The organism is Massilia sp. Se16.2.3 (assembly GCF_014171595.1).
Lineage (GTDB): Bacteria > Pseudomonadota > Gammaproteobacteria > Burkholderiales > Burkholderiaceae_D > Telluria.
In genome coordinates this window covers 5,089,038-5,105,904 of record NZ_CP050451.1, presented here as the reverse complement: position 1 = coordinate 5,105,904, position 16,867 = coordinate 5,089,038, and the positions used below count along the sequence as shown (strand labels likewise).

The following is a 16,867-nucleotide window of genomic DNA, read 5'->3' as shown; positions in this document are numbered from 1 at the left end:
CGTGAAATTGCAGCGCGCCCGGCGGCATGTCCTCCAGGTAGGCCGCGGCGTCGAGCTGGTGCAGGAAGGTGACACGGTGGCCGCGTGCCACCAGTTCGAGGCCGAGGGCGGCCATGGCCCGGAAGTGACTATAAAAGGCGGGTGTCACCACGCCGAAGTGGGCCATGCACGAAATCCTTTGTCCAGACGGGTCGATATGGGCGTGGCACGCAGCGAGCGTGCCTGGCATCCCTTCAATGGTGCACGGCGTAGTCGGGCTGGCGCGGCGCGGACACCGGTGCCATGCCCTGGCCGAACAGGCTGCCGACGAAGCGGCGCGTACCCTGCTTGCTGCCGATGGCGTCGGTCAGGCAACGGTCGGCCTCGTGCAGGTGGTCCATCAGGCGGCGCCGCGCCTCGTCGAAGCCGAGCGTGTTGATGAAGGTGGACTTGCCGACATCCTTGCCGATGTCCTTGCCGGTGACGCTCGGGTCCATGTCCGGGCCGTCCTGGAAATCGTCGCGGATCTGGAAGGCGTGACCGGCCGCCAGCGCGAAGGCGCGCAGCGACTGCGAGACGCAATCGTCAGTTTCGGCAATGATGGCCGCCATATCGACGGCCGCGCCGAGCAGCACGCCCGTTTTGAGTTCATTCGTGGTGGCGATGTCCTCGGCCGAGCGGGCGCCGCCCTGCAGGTCGAGGAACTGGCCGCGCACCAGGCCCCTGCGCGCCGATGGTTTCCGACAGCCGTGCCACCAGGCGCGCGCGGACCGCGGGCGGGATGTCCTGCGCGGATGCCGGGATGCCGAAGGCGCGGCTGAGCAGGGCGATCGAGGACAGGATGGCGACATCTTCGCCGAACTGCACGTGGATGGTCGGCTTGCCGCGGCGCAAGCGGGCGTCGTCCATGCAGGGCATGTCGTCGAGGATGAGCGAGGCCGCATGCACCAGTTCGACGGCGCAGGCGACGTCGATCAGGGCCGGCGAATCGCAGCCGAGGTCGCGGGCGACGAGCATCAGCAGGAGCGGGCGCATGCGCTTGCCCGAGCCCAGCGCGCCGGCGCGCATGGCGGCCGCCAGGCGGTCCGAGTTCGGGCCGCTGTCGGAGAGCAGGAAAGCGAGGCGGTCTTCCAGTTCCTCGCGCACGCGCTCGAGTTCCGCGCCCGCGATATCTCCCGGATTTTCCAGCTCGAGCCTGGCGAACCGTCGTGCCTGCGTAGTCATGCGCGTTCTCCCGCCAAGATCTTGAACAAAGTCGTGAATAAAAAATTGATGAATTTATTGTTCATGATACCGGAAATGCAATGACAAAATGATTAACGCCGTCAACCGTGCGCACGGAACCGCATCCGGTATTTACGTGCTTTTGGCGCAGTTTAGTTGCATTTTGGAAGCAAAGTCCGGATATTCATCGGCGTCCCTCCGGGGCAAGGGCGCAGGCTGAGCAGAAGGGCAATCAAACCGGGACGTTATGCAATGTTTGTAAATGATTAAATCGCGTTTCCGTCCGTTGAATACGATGCCGCCGTTGTGCGCGGCCCTCGCGACAGGCAAAAAAAATGCCGCAGGGTGCAAGCCCGGCGGCATTTTTATGGGCGCAGGGCGCCCGTGCAGATCGGTCAGCTGTAACTGGTCCAGGTCTGCGGGATTTCGATATGGCCGGACTTGGCCGCATCGGCATAGGCGCGCATTTCGGCGACCACAGCTTCAAGCTGTTCGTTGCCGGGGTTCTGGAGGAAACCCTTTACGCGCTCATGCAATGCAGCCTGCTGGTCGCGCCATTCGTAGCGGGAGGTCTTGCTCATGCTGCCCCCTTGCGGTGTACCGCCGTGATGTTCTTGTTGAGATCCATGACATCCTCCTTGATAAGGGGTTCAGCTTCGCACAATGGACGCACCAGGTCGGTGCGTTCCCGCACATTCTCCCAGCTCGATTAGCGTAGTACGGCCCGGTAGAACAGGGCCAGGCGCCCGTCGAGCAGGCGATGTGCCTCGTCGCGCGGCGGCTGCTTGTGCGGGAACACGAAGCGCTGCACGGAGTCGCCGGCGATGGTGCTGGTGAGGATGGTCGGCAGCTGGGCAAAGGGCAAGTCCTCGCGCAACTGGGCACGCACGTCGGGCCGCGCGAAATAGCGCTCGAGCATCTCGCGCGTCAGGCGCGGGCCGGCGCCGTAGAAGATTTCGGCCAGCTCGGGATTGCCCGGCGCTTCGGCGATCACCACGCGCTGCATCGCGATCAATTGTTCTTTCGCCAGCAAGTCGAAGAACTGGTGCGCGAAGTCGTCCACCACCTCGCGGAACGGACGCGTGTCCTTGTCCATGTCGCGCATGCGGAAGAACTGGTCGCGGCGCGACATCAGGACGGCATTGAGCAGCCCGGCCTTGCCGCCGAACTTCACATAGATGGTACGCACCGCCACGCGGGCGGCGCGGGCGATGGACTCGAGGCTGGTGCGGGTATAGCCGTTGCTCAGGAACAGTTGGGCGGCAACGTCGATCAGGTCCTGGATGCGGGCCTCGACGTCGCTGGCCTTGGGCCTGCCCGCGCTGCGCAGGCTCGCGCCGGCAGCCGCTTGCGATGGTTTGCTCATGGCACCACTGTAAAGCAGCGACAAATGAAATGCAACCGTTTCATTTCTTGACGGCTCGGCCCGGATGAAGAATAATGTCCGGAATTGTTATTCCAGAATTCTGTTCCTACTTCCTATCGGAGTCGTTTCATGTCCCAAACGCAGCCTTCGAGCGAGCACAAGCCGCTCGGCACCGTTCCTCCCGCTACTCCGGTGAATGCCGCGGCTGCCGCCGGCAAGACTCCGCCCAACAAGCGCGTGCTGTTCGTGGTCGGCGTGATCGCGCTGGCTGCGCTCGGCGCCGGCGGCCGCATGTGGTACCGCAGTCATTATTTCGTCGACACCGAGAACGCGTATGTCGCCGGCCACGTGCACCCGGTCTCGGCGCGCATCGCCGGTGTCGTCACGCGCGTGCTGGTCGAGGACAACCAGCATGTGAAGACGGGCGACGTCATCGCCGAACTCGATCCGAGCGACCAGCACGTGCGCGTCGAGCAGATCGAGGCGCAGATCGCCAGCGCCCGGCAGCAGGTAATCCAGGCCGATGCCCAGGTTGCGCAAGTACGCGCCCAGGCCCAGGCGGCCCAGGCGCAAGTCGGCCAGGCCAGGCGCTGGCGCTGCGCGCGCGCCAGGACGCCGAGCGTTTCGGCCAGCTGTACAACAAGCAGATGAAGGCTGTCTCGAAGGCCGAAGTCGATGCCGCCAACGCCGCCCGCACGGCCGCCGCCGCCGACGTGAATGCACGCCGGGACAACGCCGCCGCCGCGCAGGCCCAGATCAACGCCGCCTCGTCGGCGCGCGACGTGCTCAAGGCGCAGATCAAGGTGCTGCAGGCGCAGCTGAAGGACGCGAAGCAGCAGGTCGGCTACAGCCGCATCGTGGCCCCGGTGGACGGCCGCATCGGCCGCCGCAGCGTCGAAGTCGGCGCGCGCGTGCAGCCGGGCCAACAACTGGTCGCCGTGGTCGAGGACAAGGTCTGGGTCAACGCCAACTTCAAGGAAACCCAGCTGGCAGGCCTCAAGCCCGGCCAGGTGGTGGACCTCGAAGTCGACGCACTGCCGGACGAGCACCTGGTCGGCCGCGTCGACAGCTTCTCGCCGGCCTCGGGCAACCAGTTCGCGCTGCTGCCGGCCGATAACGCCACCGGCAATTTCACCAAGATCGTGCAGCGCGTGCCGGTGAAGGTCACGCTGGCGCCCGCCGACGTGCAGCGCCTGGCGGGCCGGCTGGTGCCGGGCATGTCGGTGGTGGCGGAAGTCGACCTGCGCCAGAAGCACGAATCGAATAACGAGCAACAGCGCGAGACCGCGCGCACGGCTGCGGCCAAATAAGGACGCTTCATGACGAGTACGACCAAGCCTGCGCAGGCGGGGTTTCCCGGCGCGCCCGCCGCCGGTGCGCGCGTCGATGCCCGCACCTGGATCGCGGTCGCCGCCGGCATGCTGGGCGCCTTCATGGCGGTGCTCGACATCCAGATCACCAACTCCTCGCTGCGGGACATCCTGGGCACGCTGTCGGCGACCCAGGAAGAGGGGTCCTGGATCTCGACCGCCTACCTGTGCGCCGAGATCGTCGTCATTCCGATGACGGCGCTGTTCGCGCGCGCCTTCGGCGTGCGCCGCTACATGATCGGCACCACCGCGCTGTTCCTGCTGTTCTCGACCCTGTGCGGCGCGGCCTGGAACCTGGAAAGCATGATCGTCTTCCGCATGCTGCAGGGCTTCACCGGCGGCGCGCTGATCCCGATGGCGATGACGCTCGTGATGACGCGCCTGCCCACCACCAAGCGCGCGGTCGGCATGGCGATCTTCGGCCTCACCGCGACGCTGGCGCCGGCCATGGGCCCGACCCTGGGCGGCTACCTGTCCGAGCTCTACGGCTGGCCCTCGATCTTCTACATCAACTGGGTGCCGGGCGTGCTGCTCATCGCCGGCATGATCTATGGCCTCGACAAGGAGCCTGCGCAGCTCAAGCAGCTGCTCAATGCCGACTGGCTCGGCATCGGCTTCATGGCCCTCGGGCTGGGCTGCCTGACGATCTTCCTGGAAGAGGGCAACTCGAAGGACTGGTTCGATTCGCAGTTCATCATCAACTTCGCGGCGCTGGCGCTGATCGGCATCCTCGGCTGGATCGTCACCAGCTTCACGCGCCAGCAGACCTTCGTGAACCTGCGCCTGTACGGCCAGCGTAACTTCCTGATCGCCACCGTGCTGTCGGCCGTCACCGGCATGGGCCTGTATGGCTCGTCCTACCTGCTGCCGCTGTACCTGGGCCAGATCGCCGGCTACACGCCGATGCAGATCGGCGAAGTCATCGCCTGGGTCGGCCTGCCGCAGCTGATCGTGATGCCATTCGCGGCGGCCATGTCCTCGAAAGTCGACAACCGCATCATGTGCAGTTTCGGCCTCTTGATGTTCGGCGGCTCCTGCCTGATGAATGCCTTCATGGACGCTTCCACCGGCTACGACCAGCTGATGGTGACGCAGATCGTGCGCGCCATCGGCCAGCCTTTCGTGATGCTGACGCTGTCGAATTTCGCGATGAACGGCATCGCCCAGAAGGACATGCCGTCGGCCGCGAGCCTGTTCAACATGACCCGCAACCTGGGCGGCTCGGTCGGCATCGCCATGCTGGCGACCTCGCTCACCAACCGCGAGCACTTCCACTCGGCGCGCCTGGGCGAGTCGATCTCGAGCTACGCGGCGCCGACCCAGGAGCGCCTCGATGCGATGACCCAGGCTTTCGTCGCCTCCGGCATCGATCCGGCGACGGCCGCCAACCAGGCACTGGCCGCGCTCGACCGCATCGTCCGCCGCGAAGCCTATGTGATGGCTTACAACGACGGCTTCTGGATCGTCGGCGTCATCCTGGTGAGCTGCATTGCCATGGTCTGGCTCGCCGACAAGGTCAAGTCCCCCGGCGGCGCCGGCGGCGGCGCGCATTGAGCCCCCCATTTAAAAGATGAAAAACATGTTCGCTTCCTACGCCACATCGTTCAACTCCCTCCCGCGCCGCGCGCTGCTGGCCGTGGCCGCCGCCACGCTGGTCTCCGGCTGCATGACCATCGGTCCCGACTTCGCCGAGCCGAAGGTCCAGGAAACCGCTGCCTACCGCCACCTGGACAACACCGCTGCCGACAGCGCACGCCTGCCGTCGACCTGGTGGACCGCTTTCAACGACGCGACGCTGAACACGCTCGAGGAACGCGCACTGAGCGACAGCCCGGGCGCGAAAGCCGCCGCGCAGCGCCTGCTGCAGGCGCAGGCCCAGCTGGGCGTGGTGCGCGCCGGCCAGGCGCCGAGCGTGTCGGTGAGTGCCGGCGTGTCCAACTCGCGCACCTCGTCCGAGACCTCGCAGGGCCTGGCGCTGGGCCACCGCTCGATCGAGGGCAACAACTTCTCGGTGGGCGCTTCGCTGTCCTATGAACTCGATCTGTGGGGCCGCGTGCGCCGTGTGGTGGAAGCGGCCGATGCCGGCGCGCTGGCCGCGCAGAACGACCGCGACGGCGTGCTCCTGATGCTGACCGGCCAGGTGGCGCAGAGCTACTGGCAGCTGCGCGGGCTCGACGCCGAACGCGCCATCCTGGCCAATGCGCTGGCGGCGCGGCGCGAGGCGCAGGAACTGATCGAGGCCCGCTTCGATGCCGGCCTGTCGAACGAACTCGATGTGTCGCGCACCCGCATCGAACGCGCCAACGCCGAAGCGGACCTGCATGAGGTCGAGCGCCAGCGCAACCTGGTCGAGCACGCGCTGGCCATCCTGGTCGGCACCTCGCCGAGCGCGCCGCTGCTTGCGCCCGCGGCCAAGCCGGCGCTGCCGCTGCCGCCAACGATCCCGGTCGGCCTGCCGGCCAGCCTGCTGTCGCAGCGTCCGGACCTGGCCGCGAGCGTGGCCAACCTGCGTTCGGCAAACGCCCGGTGGGCGTGGCGGAAGGCGCCTTCTACCCGGCGCTGACCCTGACCAGCAACTTCGGCTATGCCTCGGAAGCGCTGCGCGACATCAGCAACAGCGGCGCGCGCCAGTTCTCGATCGGGCCGCTGGCCTTGACCTTGCCGGTCTTCGACGGCGGCCGCAACCGCGCCAACCTGGCCTTGTACCGCGCGCGCTACGAGGAAGCGGTGGCGAACCACGAGAGCCGTCTGCTGACGGCCCTGCGCGAAGTGGAAGACGCGCTGTCGGACGCGCAGCAGCGCCAGAAGCAGGGCGACGTGCAGGCGCAGGCACAGCAGGCGGCCAGCCGCGCGCTGCTGGTGGCCCGGGCACGCTACGAGCGCGGCATCTCGACCTATCTCGACGTCACCGACGCCCAGCGCAGCGCACTGGCGGCGGACCGCGCCGCGGCCCAGATCCGTACCCAGCGTTTGCTGGCCTCGGTGGCGGTGGCGCGCGCGCTTGGCGGCGGCTGGGAACAGAAGCCGGCGGAAGCGACGGTGCTGTCGAAATAACACGGGGTGGGCACGGGTGCCCACCCTGCGCCCGCCGGCCGCATCCGCGCCTGGTCTTCTCCCCACCGTATTACAATCCCCTGATTGCACCTACAACAACCAGGGGACCCATGAAACACCTTCTCGCACCCATCGTGCTGGCCCTCGCCGCCGGCACCGTCTGCGCCGCCGAGGCACCCGCCGTCAAGCCGCATGCCGCCAGCGCCGCCGAACTGAACGCGATGGCCAAGCGCTTCGCCCCGATCGAACTGCGCGCCGATATCGCCGCCCTGTCGAAAGGCGACCGCGCAGCGATTGCCAAGCTGGTGGAGGCGGCAAAGATCATCGACACCCTGCAGCTGCGCCAGCGCTGGGCCGGCAACGAAGCGCTGTGGGCCGCGCTGCAGAAGGACACCACGCCGCTGGGCCGCGCCCGGCGCGACGCCTTCTGGCTGAACAAGGGACCCTGGTCCATCATCGACGGCAACGCCTCCTTCATGCCGGCCGAGTATGCCGGCATCGCCATTCCCGCGCACAAACCCGACGGGGCGAATTTCTATCCGGCCGCTGCCAGCAAGGAAGCACTGGAAGCGTGGATGAACACCCTGCCGCCGAAGGAGAAGGAAGCGGCCCAGTGGTACTTCACCGTGATCCGTAACGGCGCGGACGGAAAGTTCCGCACGGTGCCGTACTCCGAGGAATACAAGCCCGAACTGGAACAGCTGGCAAAGCTGCTGCGCGAAGCCGCCGCCAGCACCGACAACGCCTCGCTGAAGAAATTCCTGAGCCTGCGCGCCGACGCCTTCCTGTCGAACGACTATCTCGCTTCGGACTTCGCCTGGATGGACCTCGATTCGCCGGTCGACATCACCATCGGCCCGTATGAAACCTATAACGACGAGCTGTTCGGCTACAAGGCTGCCTTCGAGGCCTATGTCAGCGTGCGCGACGCGAAGGAGACGCGGAAGCTCGACTTCTTCGGCAAGCACATGCAGGAGCTGGAAGACAACCTGCCCGTCGACCCGAAATACCGCAATCCGAAGGTAGGGGCGCTGGCGCCGATGGTGGTGGTCAACCAGGTGTATGGCGCGGGCGACGGCAACATGAGCGTGCAGACGGCCGCCTACAACCTGCCGAACGACGAACGCATCATCCGCGAGCGCGGCTCGAAACGGGTCATGCTCAAGAACGTGCAGGAAGCGAAGTTCGAGTCGACCCTGAAACCGATCACGAAGCTGGTGCTCCGCCCACAAGACCAGAAGGACCTCGATTTCGATTCCTTCTTCACCCACATCCTGGCCCACGAAATCACCCACGGCCTGGGTCCGCACCACACGAAGGGGGGCGAGCAGGAATCGACCCCGCGCCAGGACCTGAAGGAAACCTATTCCACCATCGAGGAAGCCAAGGCCGACGTCACCGGCCTGTGGGCGCTGGGCTACATGATGGACAAGGGCCAGTTGAAGGACACGCTGGGGCAGGGCGCGGCAGCGGAGCGCAAGCTGTACAACACTTTCCTCGCTTCGTGCTTTCGCACGCTGCACTTCGGCCTGACCGATTCGCACGCGCGCGGCATGGCGATCCAGGTCAACTACCTGCTCGACAAGGGCGCTTTCGTTGCCCACGGCGACGGCAGGTTCTCGGTCGACTTCAAGAAGATCAAGGCGGCCGTGGCCGACCTCGACCGCGAGTTCCTGACCATCGAGGCAACCGGAGACTACGCGCGCGCCAGGGCGATGATGGCGAAGTACGTCGTCATCCGCCCGAGCGTGCAGAAGGCGCTCGACCGGATGAAGGCGGTGCCGAACGATATCCGTCCCGGCTTCGTCACCGCGGCTTCCCTTACTGACGCTTCCCAGCGCTAGTATTTTTTCGATAAATCCGATGATTTACAACAGATGAGTAAAAAATAGCGTTGTAATTTGACGAATTCCATGGCTGTTCTGTTATAGTCGCCACATTTCCACACGGCAATAACTGGGTGTGGCGCATCCGGCGCGTGTCCGGCTGACCTATAGCGAGCTTCCATGTTTTCTTCGAAAATGACGATCGGCGCCCGACTGGCGCTGGGTTTTGGCGCCGTGCTGGCGCTGATGATGGTGTTGACGGCGCTGGCGGTGAGCCGCGTCGGCCACATCGATGCCACCCTCAACCGCATCAATGACGTGAACAACGTCAAGCAACGTCACGCCATCAATTTCCGCGGCAGTGTGCACGATCGTGCGATTGCCCTGCGCGATGTCGTGCTGGCCACGGACAATGCCGGCGCCCAGCCGTCGATCGACAGGATCGGCGCGCTCGCGGCGAACTACGAGCGCGCGGGCACGGCGCTCGACGCCCTGTTTGCCGGCCGCGACGACATCCTCGCCGACGAGAAAAGCGCGCTGGCCGCCATCAAGGAAGACGAGCGCAAGACCCAGCCCCTGATTGCGAAGGTGGTCGAACTGCGCCTGGCCGGCGACGTCGACGGCGCGCGCACGCTGCTCGGCGCCCAGGCCGGACCTGCCTTCGTTTCCTGGCTGGCCAGCGTGAACCGCCTGATCGACCTCGAAGAGCAGCTGAACAAGGACTCGGCCGCCGAAGCACGCGCGCTGACGGGCAGCTTCCTGGCCTGGATGGGCGTGCTGTGCACGATCGCGGTGGCCGCCGGTGCCCTCGGCGCCTGGTTCATCAGCCGCGGCCTGCTGCGCCAGCTGGGCGGCCAGCCGGACTACGCCGCCCGCATCGTCGGCAGCATTGCCGCCGGCAACCTGGGCGTCCAGATCGATACGCTGCCGGGCGATACCGCGAGCCTGCTGTTTGCCATGCGCGGCATGCGCGACAGCCTGGTGGCGATCGTGTCGCAGGTGCGTAATGGCACGCTCAATATCGCGAATGCCTCGACCGGCATCGCTGCAGGCAACCAGGACTTGTCGGGGCGCACGGAAAGCCAGGCCCACACTCTGCGGGACACGGCCACCGCGATGCTCGAGCTGACCGGCACGGTGCGCCAGAACGCCGACAACGCACGCCAGGCGAATACGCTCGCAGAGTCGGCCTCCGCCGTGGCCGTGCGCGGCGGCGAGGTGGTGGCGCAAGTCGTGGAGACGATGGCGTCGATCAATGCCTCGTCGAAGCAGGTAGTCGACATCATCGGCGTCATCGATGGCATCGCTTTCCAGACCAATATCCCGGCGCTGAATGCGGCCGTCGAGGCTGCACGCGCTGGCGAGCAGGGACGTGGCTTTGCCGTCGTCGCCACCGAAGTGCGCAACCTGGCCCAGCGCTCGGCGGCGGCCGCCAAGGAAATCAAGGCCCTGATCGGCAGTTCGGTCGAGCGTGTCGACGCCGGCGCGAAGCTGGTCGACGCCGCCGGCAGCACGATGGAAGAAATCGTCGACAGCGTGAAGCGGGTTACCGACATCATGGCCGAGATCAGCGCCGCCAGCGTCGAGCAGAGCGCGGGCATCGAACAGGTCAATGCCGCGATCGGGCGCATGGACGAGGCTACGCGCCAGAATGCCGACCTGGTGGAACTGGCCGGCGGTGCGGCAGCATCGCTGCAGGACGAGGCGGCCACCCTGGCCCAGGTCGTCAGTGTCTTCAAAATGACACAGGTCGAGAGTCAAAACGGGGCAAAGCCACCCGTGAAGCGGGCTCTGGCATTGTCGGTTTGAACAGGCGCAAAAATATTTCTACATGGGAAGATATTCTCGGTTCTAGAATTGCCTTGAGGCATTTCAAAAACCTGGAACTCTCCCATGTTCAAACTTCTCCTTGCTGGCGTCCTGGCCAGCGCTGCCACCGCCCAGGCGGCCGAACTGACCGCACTCGAGCAGCGCTGGCTGCAGGCGGCGGCTCCCGTCCTCTCCTACTCGCGATCGCTGGCGCTGCCGATCGACATCGTGGTGCAGCCGCAGGCGCGCGAGAACGACGTGCCGCTGGCGATGGGCTATGCCGGCGGACGTTGCAAGCTGGTGCTGTCGCTGCGCGGTAACCCGCAGGCGGAAACGATCCCGGAAAGCGTCCCGGCCGAGCGCCGCGGTGAGCTGATCGAGGCAATGGCGGCGCACGAGATCGCCCATTGCTGGCGTCATGCCCGGGGCGCCTGGCGTGCGCTGCCAGCCGGCTTTGTCGAAACCGGGGAAGAGAGCGCGGACGATCCGGAGCTGCTGGCGGCCTCGAAAGCGATGCGCGAGTCGCGCCGCGAGGAAGCCTATGCCGACCTGGCCGCGCTGGCCTGGACCCGCCACCGCAATCCCGAGGCCTATGGGCGCGTGCACGGCTGGTTCGAAACCGTGCGGCGCGTGCGGCCGGTGGCCCGTGGCGGCCACGACACCCGGGTCTGGGTCGAGCTGGCACGCGATGGCGAGCGCTTCGGCGCCGCCGCCCAGCCTTTCGAGGATGCCGCGCCGCTGTGGCGCGAAGGCTTGCTGAAGGACTGAGCGCAGCGTCGGGCAGGGCTGTTCGCCCGCCTGGCTCTTCCATCAGCTTCGCCGCCGCGCCAGCCCCATGCCGACCGCGACGGCCAGCGCGGCCGCACCCAGCGCCAGGGCCGTCTTGCGTTCGCCGGGCCGGCGCTGGCCGCCACCGATGCCGCTGGCGCCGGGCGGCGGCGCATACAGAGAGCCCGTCGTATCGGGTACCCGGTCCGCCCGTTGGCTCCACTTCTCCATGAAACCATTCATCAGCGTCGCCAGCAGCGGGTTGGCCGCTTCGCCCAACTTCAGCACGGGGAGGGCACGCCCAGCACGGTGGTGGCGCGCGGCCGCCGTGCCAGCGCGACGACTGCATCGGCCACCGTCTCCGGCGCCAGCATGCCCGGCGGATAACCCAGCTTCGCACCCGTGTAATTCCCCGCGTGGTAGATCGCCGGCGTGTCGACAAAGGTCGGATACACGTCGCAGACGTGGATGCGCGGCTTGCCGTGCAGTTCGCCGCGCAGGGCAGCGCTGAATCCCCGCAGGCCGAATTTGCTGGCCGCGTAGGCTGCCGCATAGGGCGTGGTGACGTAGCCGCCGACCGAAATCATGTTGACCCAGATGCCGTGGTCCTGCTCGAGGAAGATCGGCAGCACGGCGTGGGCGTCGTTCATGTGGCCGACCAGGTTGGCCTCGACCACGCGCCGGTGGTCGGCGATCGGCACGTCGTGGTACTTGCCGACCACGCCGATGCCGACATCGCTGAACCAGAGGTCGATGCCGCCCAGCGCGCGGCGTGCCGCCGCGGCGAAGTCCACGACCGCGTCGGCGTCGGTGACGTCGACGATGCCCGTGTGGGCGTTGCCGCCGGCCGCGCGGCAGCGGGCGGCGACATCTTCCAGTCCCTCTTTGCCGCGCGCGCCCAGCACCAGTTGCGCGCCCTGCCTGGCGAACGCGACCGCGGTGGCGGCGCCGATGCCGCTCGAGGCGCCCGTGATGACGACGCGGAGTTTCCTTGGCTGCATGGTATGGGCCTTTCTGTGAACGTTAACACGGCCGCTCGCGCGGACCTTCCGGCAGAGCCTGGCGTGGATGGAACGACTATGGTGCCTGCTTCTGGAAGTGGCAGGCGCGTCCTTCGGATCCGCTTTGCGCGGGGGACGTGGACGGCCGCTCGCGCCGCAGGCATGGATGCCGGTTCGTCTCACCATGTGGTTTTTCATGCAAGTGTTCGTTGTCGCACAGATGATGGGCGGGGCGGGGCGTTTAATGGTGTTATCACAACATTCAACTAGAGGGACACCACCATGAAAACGTTGCTCGCAACCCTGCTGGCTACCGCGGCCGGCGCCAGCTTTGCTGCCGCTCCCACTGCCGCCCTCAACCACGATCCTGCGACCTACCGCAACGTAACCCAGAAGGCGGCGACCGAATACAAGGCGGCTACGGCCAAGTGCGATGCCAAGAGCGGCAACGACAAGGACGTCTGCATGGCCGAGGCCAAGGCGATGCGCGCCCGCACCGAATCCCAGGCAATTGCGAAGTACAACAACTCGGAAGCGGGCCGTGCCAGCGCACGCAGCAAGGTCGCCGAAGCCGAATATGAAGTGGCCAAGACCAAGTGCGACGCCAAGAACGGCGCCGAGAAGGACAGCTGCATCGACAACGCCAAGTCGGTGCGCACCGCCGCGCTGGCCGACGCCAAGGCCACGACCAAAGCCCAGGCCAGCGCCGGTAGCACCGCTGTGGGCGCCAGCGGCAGCGCCGGCCTGATCGCCAGCACCGACACCGGGGGATCCGGTCAAGGCCGCGGCAGTGGCGAAATGCGAGAAGGTCGCCGGCGCCGCCGAAACCGGCTGCCTGGTCGACAGCAAGGGCAACGCCACCGCGCTGGTGAACAAGGCCGACAACGCGACCGAGCGCGCCGCCGACAAGACCAAGGACGCCGCATCGACCGCCGCCGACAAGACCAAGGACGCCGCATCGACCGCCGTCGACAAGACCAAGACGGTAGCGGCGACCGTTGCCGAGAAAAAACCAAGGACGTCGCTTCCACCGCGGTCGACAAGACCAAGCAGGTCGCTTCGACCGTGGCGCAGAAGACCGAGAACGCGCTCGAAGGCGCGGGCGAGCGTACCCGTGCCGCTGGCGCGACGATCGCCGACAAGACCGGCAGCGCCGTCGAGAACGTCGGCGACAAGACCCGCCAGGCCGCCTCGAATGCCAAGGAAAACACGAAGGAAGCCGTCGATGCCACCGGCGACAAGACGCGCCAGGCCGCGGCCACCGCTGCCGACAAGACCGACAAGGCGACGGACACCGCTGCCGACAAGACCCGCGACGCCGGCCGCAGCACGGCCGTGGCGGCGTCGGACACGGCCATCACCACCAAGGTAAAAGCCAGCATCTTCAAGGAGCCGGAGCTGAAATCGCTGGCGATCCACGTCGAGACCGAAAAAGGCGTGGTCATGCTGAGCGGCTTCGTCGAATCGAAGGCCGAAGCCGACAAGGCCGTCAAGGCGGCCAAGGCGGTCGAAGGCGTGACCAGCGTGAAGAGCGCGATCAAGGTCAAGTAAGCCGGCGCCGGCATGCGTGCCGGCCGCACTTTCGACGCGCGCGGCCTCCCGGCCTGCGCGCGTTATCGTCTTGCGCGCCGACGCCGGTCTTCCAGGCTATCCGTAATGCATACTCACCAGCCCGGCCGGCAGGCGAGTATAATTTTCGGGTGAATAAACTCGAAGCCTTTGATACATCGTGGCCCAGGCGGCCCGCGGTGAAATTTCCTTCCCTACCAGCGTGAACGCCGTGCTGCGTCTGCAGCGCGCGCTCGACGATCCCGATTGCCCGCTCGACGAGACGATCCGCCTCGTGCTGGCCGAACCGCAGCTTGCCGCCCGTACCGTGGCCCTGGCCAATTCCGCGGCCTTTGGCGGCAGCGGCGGCCCGCCGGTCACCAACGTGCGCGCGGCCGTCACCCGCATCGGCTACCGCCGCCTGCAGGCGCTCGTTGCCAGCCTGGTGGTGCGCCAGTTCGGCGCGCGCATCAATGACCCCGGCCTGCGTGCCAAGGCCGAGCAGCTCTGGCAGCACACCACGCACGTGGCGGCGCTGGCCGCATCGATGGCACGCCACGTCACCGGCGTGAATGTCGATACCGCCCTGTTTGCCGGCATCATCCACGAGATGGGTGGCTTCTACCTGCTCTCGCGCGCCGACGAATTCCCTGGCTTGCTGGACGACGATCCGGAAAAGTGGGGAGAGTTGTGCGAGGACGTGGTCGGCCTCGAGGTGCTCAAGAAATTGGCGGTACCCGAGCCCGTGGCCGAAGCGGTTGGCGAACTGCGCCGCAGCTGGGTCAGCATGCCGCCGTCGACCCTGCTCGACACGCTGCTGCTGGCGAACCATTTCGCCCCGATCCCGTCGCCGCTGGGCACGGCACCGGCACCGCTGCCCGAGCACGGCGAGAGCGCGCTCGACTTCGTGCTCGACGAAGAGATGCTCGACACCATCCGCGCTGAAGCGCTGGAAACCTGCGCCGCCCTCGGCGGACCGTCGCTGGTCTGAAGCGCCCGCAGCGTCGTCAGCGTCCCCGGCGCGCCAGCGCCGGCGGGCGCCGCAGCATCAGCATGGCCAGCGACAGCACCATCCCCGTCACCGCCAGGCCCGCCGCCACCCATTGCGGCGAGGCGTAGGAATACCCCAGCGTCAGCGGAATGCCGCCAAGGAAGGCACCGGTGGCGTTGCCGATATTAAAACCGGACTGGCCGAGCGAGGAGCCCAGCATCTCGGCTTCGCGCGAGTGGTCGATCAGCAGCATCTGGATCGGCGGGCCGAGCGCCAGTGCGTTGGCGCCGGTGGCGAAAGCCAGTACCAGCATGGTCGGCTGCGACGCGGCCAGCAAGCCGTTCAGCAGGAGCAGGGCGGTCATGCTGGCCAGCAGGATGACAATCGCGCGGATCGGCGCAAAGCGGTCCGCCAGGCGTCCGCCCACGTTCACGCCCACCGTCATGCCAACCCCGACCACCGTCATGATCAGCGGAATCTGCCCTGGCGCGAAACGCGACACGTCCGTCAGCAACGGCGCGATATAGCTGAACCAGGCGAAGAAGCCGCCGGTGCCGATCGAGGTAATCGCCAGCGCCAGCCAGAGGGCGCGGCTGCGGAAAATCTTCAGGTCCTTGCGGAAGCCGCCGCTCGGGTTGGCACCAAAAAAGGGCACCAGCTGCTTCAGGCTGAAGGCGGTGACGAGGCCGATCGCGGCCACGATCAGGAAGACCAGTCGCCAGCTCATGTTGTGGCCCAGCCAGGTACCCAGCGGCACCCCCACCACGTTGGCCAGCGTCAGGCCCGTGAACATGGTCGCCATCGCGGCGGCCACCTTGCCTTCGTCCGCCAGGCGGCTGGCCACGACCGCGCCGACGCCGAAGAAGGCGCCGTGCGGCAGGCCGGCGAGGAAGCGCGATACCAGCATCAGGCCGAAATTCGGGGCCAGCGCCGACAGCGCGTTGAACAGGGCGAACATCAGCATGAACCAGATCAGCACATTACGCGGCGGGCGCTTGGCCATCAGGCTGACCAGGGTCGGCGCGCCCACCACCACGCCGATCGCGTAGGCGGTGATCAGGTAGCCGGCCTGCGGGATGCTGACCGCCAGGCCGCTCGCGATATCGGGCAGGAGACCCATCATGACGAATTCGGTCATGCCGATGCCGAAGCCGCCGAGGGCCAGTGGGAGCAGGCTTTTCTTGATCAAAACAGGTGTCTTTACAATCGTGATGATGGCGGACTGCGCCGGAGGAACCGACCACTATAGCCCGCCTGGCGGGCTTGGTCAGCTTTCGAGTCGTGATGTCGGGTATTCGTGTGGCTGATGGCGCTCAGGGCGCATCATCGCGCAGCCAGGCGATGCGCCCGTGACCGGCTTCGTTCAGGCGCGCCACGCAAGCGGCGGCGGCTCCCTCCGGCAGGCTGAACGCGAAGACGACGTCGTCGCCGTGTGCCACCTCCAGCAGGCTCGCGCCGGATGCGTCGATCTCCCGCCGGACCATGCCTTCCATGGCGTAGGGCGCGCTACAGCGCAGGGTGGCGTGGCGCACGATGGCGATTTTCTCTGCGCCCAGCAGTGCCCGGGCCACGCTGTCGGTGTAAGCTCGTACCAGGCCACCGGCGCCCAGCTTGACCCCGCCGAAGTAACGCACGACGGTGGCGAGCACGCCTTCCAGGTCCTGGTGGCGCAGCACGTCCAGCATCGGGCGCCCGGCGGTGCCGCTCGGTTCGCCGTCGTCGACGGCTGCCGATTGTCCGCCCGCCAGCAGCGCCCAGCAGACATGCGCGGCGCCCGGATGCTGGGCGCGCAGGCCGGCCACGACCTGCTGCGCCGCGCTCCGGTCGCTTATGGCCTGCACGCAGGCGATGAAGCGGCTCTTCTTGATGACGAGCTCGTGATGCACGGGAGAGGAGAGGGTGTGGGGCATGGATGCGCCGGCGCTGGAAAC

Annotated in this window: 18 protein-coding genes; 10 read left to right on the top strand and 8 right to left on the bottom strand. The window is 66.8% G+C overall.

Annotated features, from left to right (window positions below; all coding sequences use genetic code 11):
• Nucleotides 1–233: 233 nt before the first annotated feature.
• The 4 genes from G4G31_RS27795 to G4G31_RS23415 form a co-directional block, all read right to left on the bottom strand.
• Nucleotides 234–695: a polyprenyl synthetase family protein gene (locus G4G31_RS27795; RefSeq protein WP_267873636.1), complete on the bottom strand. Its 462-nt coding sequence runs from the start codon at nt 693–695 to the stop codon at nt 234–236.
• Complete coding sequence (locus G4G31_RS27790) at nt 628–1,203, bottom strand: polyprenyl synthetase family protein (protein ID WP_267873635.1); 576 nt, start codon at nt 1,201–1,203, stop codon at nt 628–630. Before G4G31_RS27790 ends, G4G31_RS27795 begins: the two co-directional genes overlap by 68 nt.
• A 395-nt stretch (nt 1,204–1,598) precedes the next feature.
• Nucleotides 1,599–1,784 carry a hypothetical protein gene (locus tag G4G31_RS23420; RefSeq protein WP_182989602.1) on the bottom strand — a complete coding sequence of 62 codons (186 nt, stop codon included), beginning with the start codon at nt 1,782–1,784 and terminating at the stop codon, nt 1,599–1,601.
• A gap of 128 nt (nt 1,785–1,912) precedes the next feature.
• The gene (locus tag G4G31_RS23415; protein ID WP_182989601.1) at nt 1,913–2,569 is read right to left on the bottom strand and encodes a TetR/AcrR family transcriptional regulator; all 657 of its coding nucleotides are present in this window, start codon (nt 2,567–2,569) and stop codon (nt 1,913–1,915) included.
• Between the two features lie 129 nt (nt 2,570–2,698).
• On the opposite strand from G4G31_RS23415, the gene G4G31_RS28755 reads away from it, so the two are divergent.
• The 8 genes from G4G31_RS28755 (at nt 2,699) to G4G31_RS23385 (ending at nt 11,396) form a co-directional block, all read left to right on the top strand.
• Nucleotides 2,699–3,220, top strand: coding sequence for a biotin/lipoyl-binding protein (locus G4G31_RS28755; RefSeq protein ID WP_308621906.1), 522 nt, complete (start codon nt 2,699–2,701; stop codon nt 3,218–3,220).
• Entirely contained in the window at nt 3,217–3,879 is a 663-nt protein-coding gene (locus G4G31_RS28750; protein WP_308621904.1) for an efflux RND transporter periplasmic adaptor subunit, read from the top strand. The genes G4G31_RS28755 and G4G31_RS28750 overlap by 4 nt, the downstream gene beginning before the upstream one ends.
• Before the next feature lie 9 nt (nt 3,880–3,888).
• On the top strand, nt 3,889–5,493 hold the full coding sequence (locus G4G31_RS23405; protein ID WP_182989600.1) for a DHA2 family efflux MFS transporter permease subunit: 1,605 nt from the start codon (nt 3,889–3,891) through the stop codon (nt 5,491–5,493).
• 25 nt (nt 5,494–5,518) lie between these two features.
• Nucleotides 5,519–6,502: a TolC family protein gene (locus G4G31_RS28745; RefSeq protein ID WP_308621901.1), complete on the top strand. Its 984-nt coding sequence runs from the start codon at nt 5,519–5,521 to the stop codon at nt 6,500–6,502.
• Nucleotides 6,466–6,993, top strand: coding sequence for a TolC family protein (locus G4G31_RS28740; protein WP_308621898.1), 528 nt, complete (start codon nt 6,466–6,468; stop codon nt 6,991–6,993). Before G4G31_RS28745 ends, G4G31_RS28740 begins: the two co-directional genes overlap by 37 nt.
• Nucleotides 6,994–7,103: 110 nt before the next feature.
• Nucleotides 7,104–8,837, top strand: coding sequence for a hypothetical protein (locus G4G31_RS23395; protein ID WP_182989599.1), 1,734 nt, complete (start codon nt 7,104–7,106; stop codon nt 8,835–8,837).
• A gap of 162 nt (nt 8,838–8,999) precedes the next feature.
• Complete coding sequence (locus G4G31_RS23390; RefSeq protein WP_182989598.1) at nt 9,000–10,628, top strand: methyl-accepting chemotaxis protein; 1,629 nt, start codon at nt 9,000–9,002, stop codon at nt 10,626–10,628.
• A gap of 84 nt (nt 10,629–10,712) precedes the next feature.
• Nucleotides 10,713–11,396, top strand: coding sequence for a hypothetical protein (locus G4G31_RS23385; RefSeq protein ID WP_182989597.1), 684 nt, complete (start codon nt 10,713–10,715; stop codon nt 11,394–11,396).
• Nucleotides 11,397–11,438: 42 nt separating this feature from the next.
• Here the strand turns inward: G4G31_RS23385 and G4G31_RS24675 are convergent, their stop codons facing one another.
• Both G4G31_RS24675 and G4G31_RS23380 read right to left on the bottom strand, forming a co-directional pair.
• A complete protein-coding gene (locus tag G4G31_RS24675) occupies nt 11,439–11,684 on the bottom strand; it encodes a hypothetical protein (RefSeq protein WP_202033686.1) in 246 nt (81 codons plus the stop codon).
• Entirely contained in the window at nt 11,678–12,397 is a 720-nt protein-coding gene (locus G4G31_RS23380; protein WP_202033684.1) for an SDR family oxidoreductase, read from the bottom strand. The genes G4G31_RS24675 and G4G31_RS23380 overlap by 7 nt, the downstream gene beginning before the upstream one ends.
• A gap of 282 nt (nt 12,398–12,679) precedes the next feature.
• On the opposite strand from G4G31_RS23380, the gene G4G31_RS27220 reads away from it, so the two are divergent.
• Together G4G31_RS27220 and G4G31_RS23370 are read left to right on the top strand one after the other, a co-directional pair.
• Nucleotides 12,680–13,948: a BON domain-containing protein gene (locus G4G31_RS27220; protein ID WP_229425213.1), complete on the top strand. Its 1,269-nt coding sequence runs from the start codon at nt 12,680–12,682 to the stop codon at nt 13,946–13,948.
• A gap of 178 nt (nt 13,949–14,126) precedes the next feature.
• Nucleotides 14,127–14,936, top strand: a complete 810-nt coding sequence (locus tag G4G31_RS23370; protein WP_229425212.1) for an HDOD domain-containing protein — start codon at nt 14,127–14,129, stop codon at nt 14,934–14,936.
• Nucleotides 14,937–14,952: 16 nt separating this feature from the next.
• On the opposite strand, the gene G4G31_RS23365 is transcribed toward G4G31_RS23370, so the two are convergent.
• The gene (locus tag G4G31_RS23365) at nt 14,953–16,125 is read right to left on the bottom strand and encodes an MFS transporter (RefSeq protein ID WP_182989596.1); all 1,173 of its coding nucleotides are present in this window, start codon (nt 16,123–16,125) and stop codon (nt 14,953–14,955) included.
• Nucleotides 16,126–16,249: 124 nt separating this feature from the next.
• Nucleotides 16,250–16,846: a YigZ family protein gene (locus tag G4G31_RS23360; RefSeq protein WP_182989595.1), complete on the bottom strand. Its 597-nt coding sequence runs from the start codon at nt 16,844–16,846 to the stop codon at nt 16,250–16,252.
• Between the last annotated feature and the right edge of the window lie 21 nt (nt 16,847–16,867).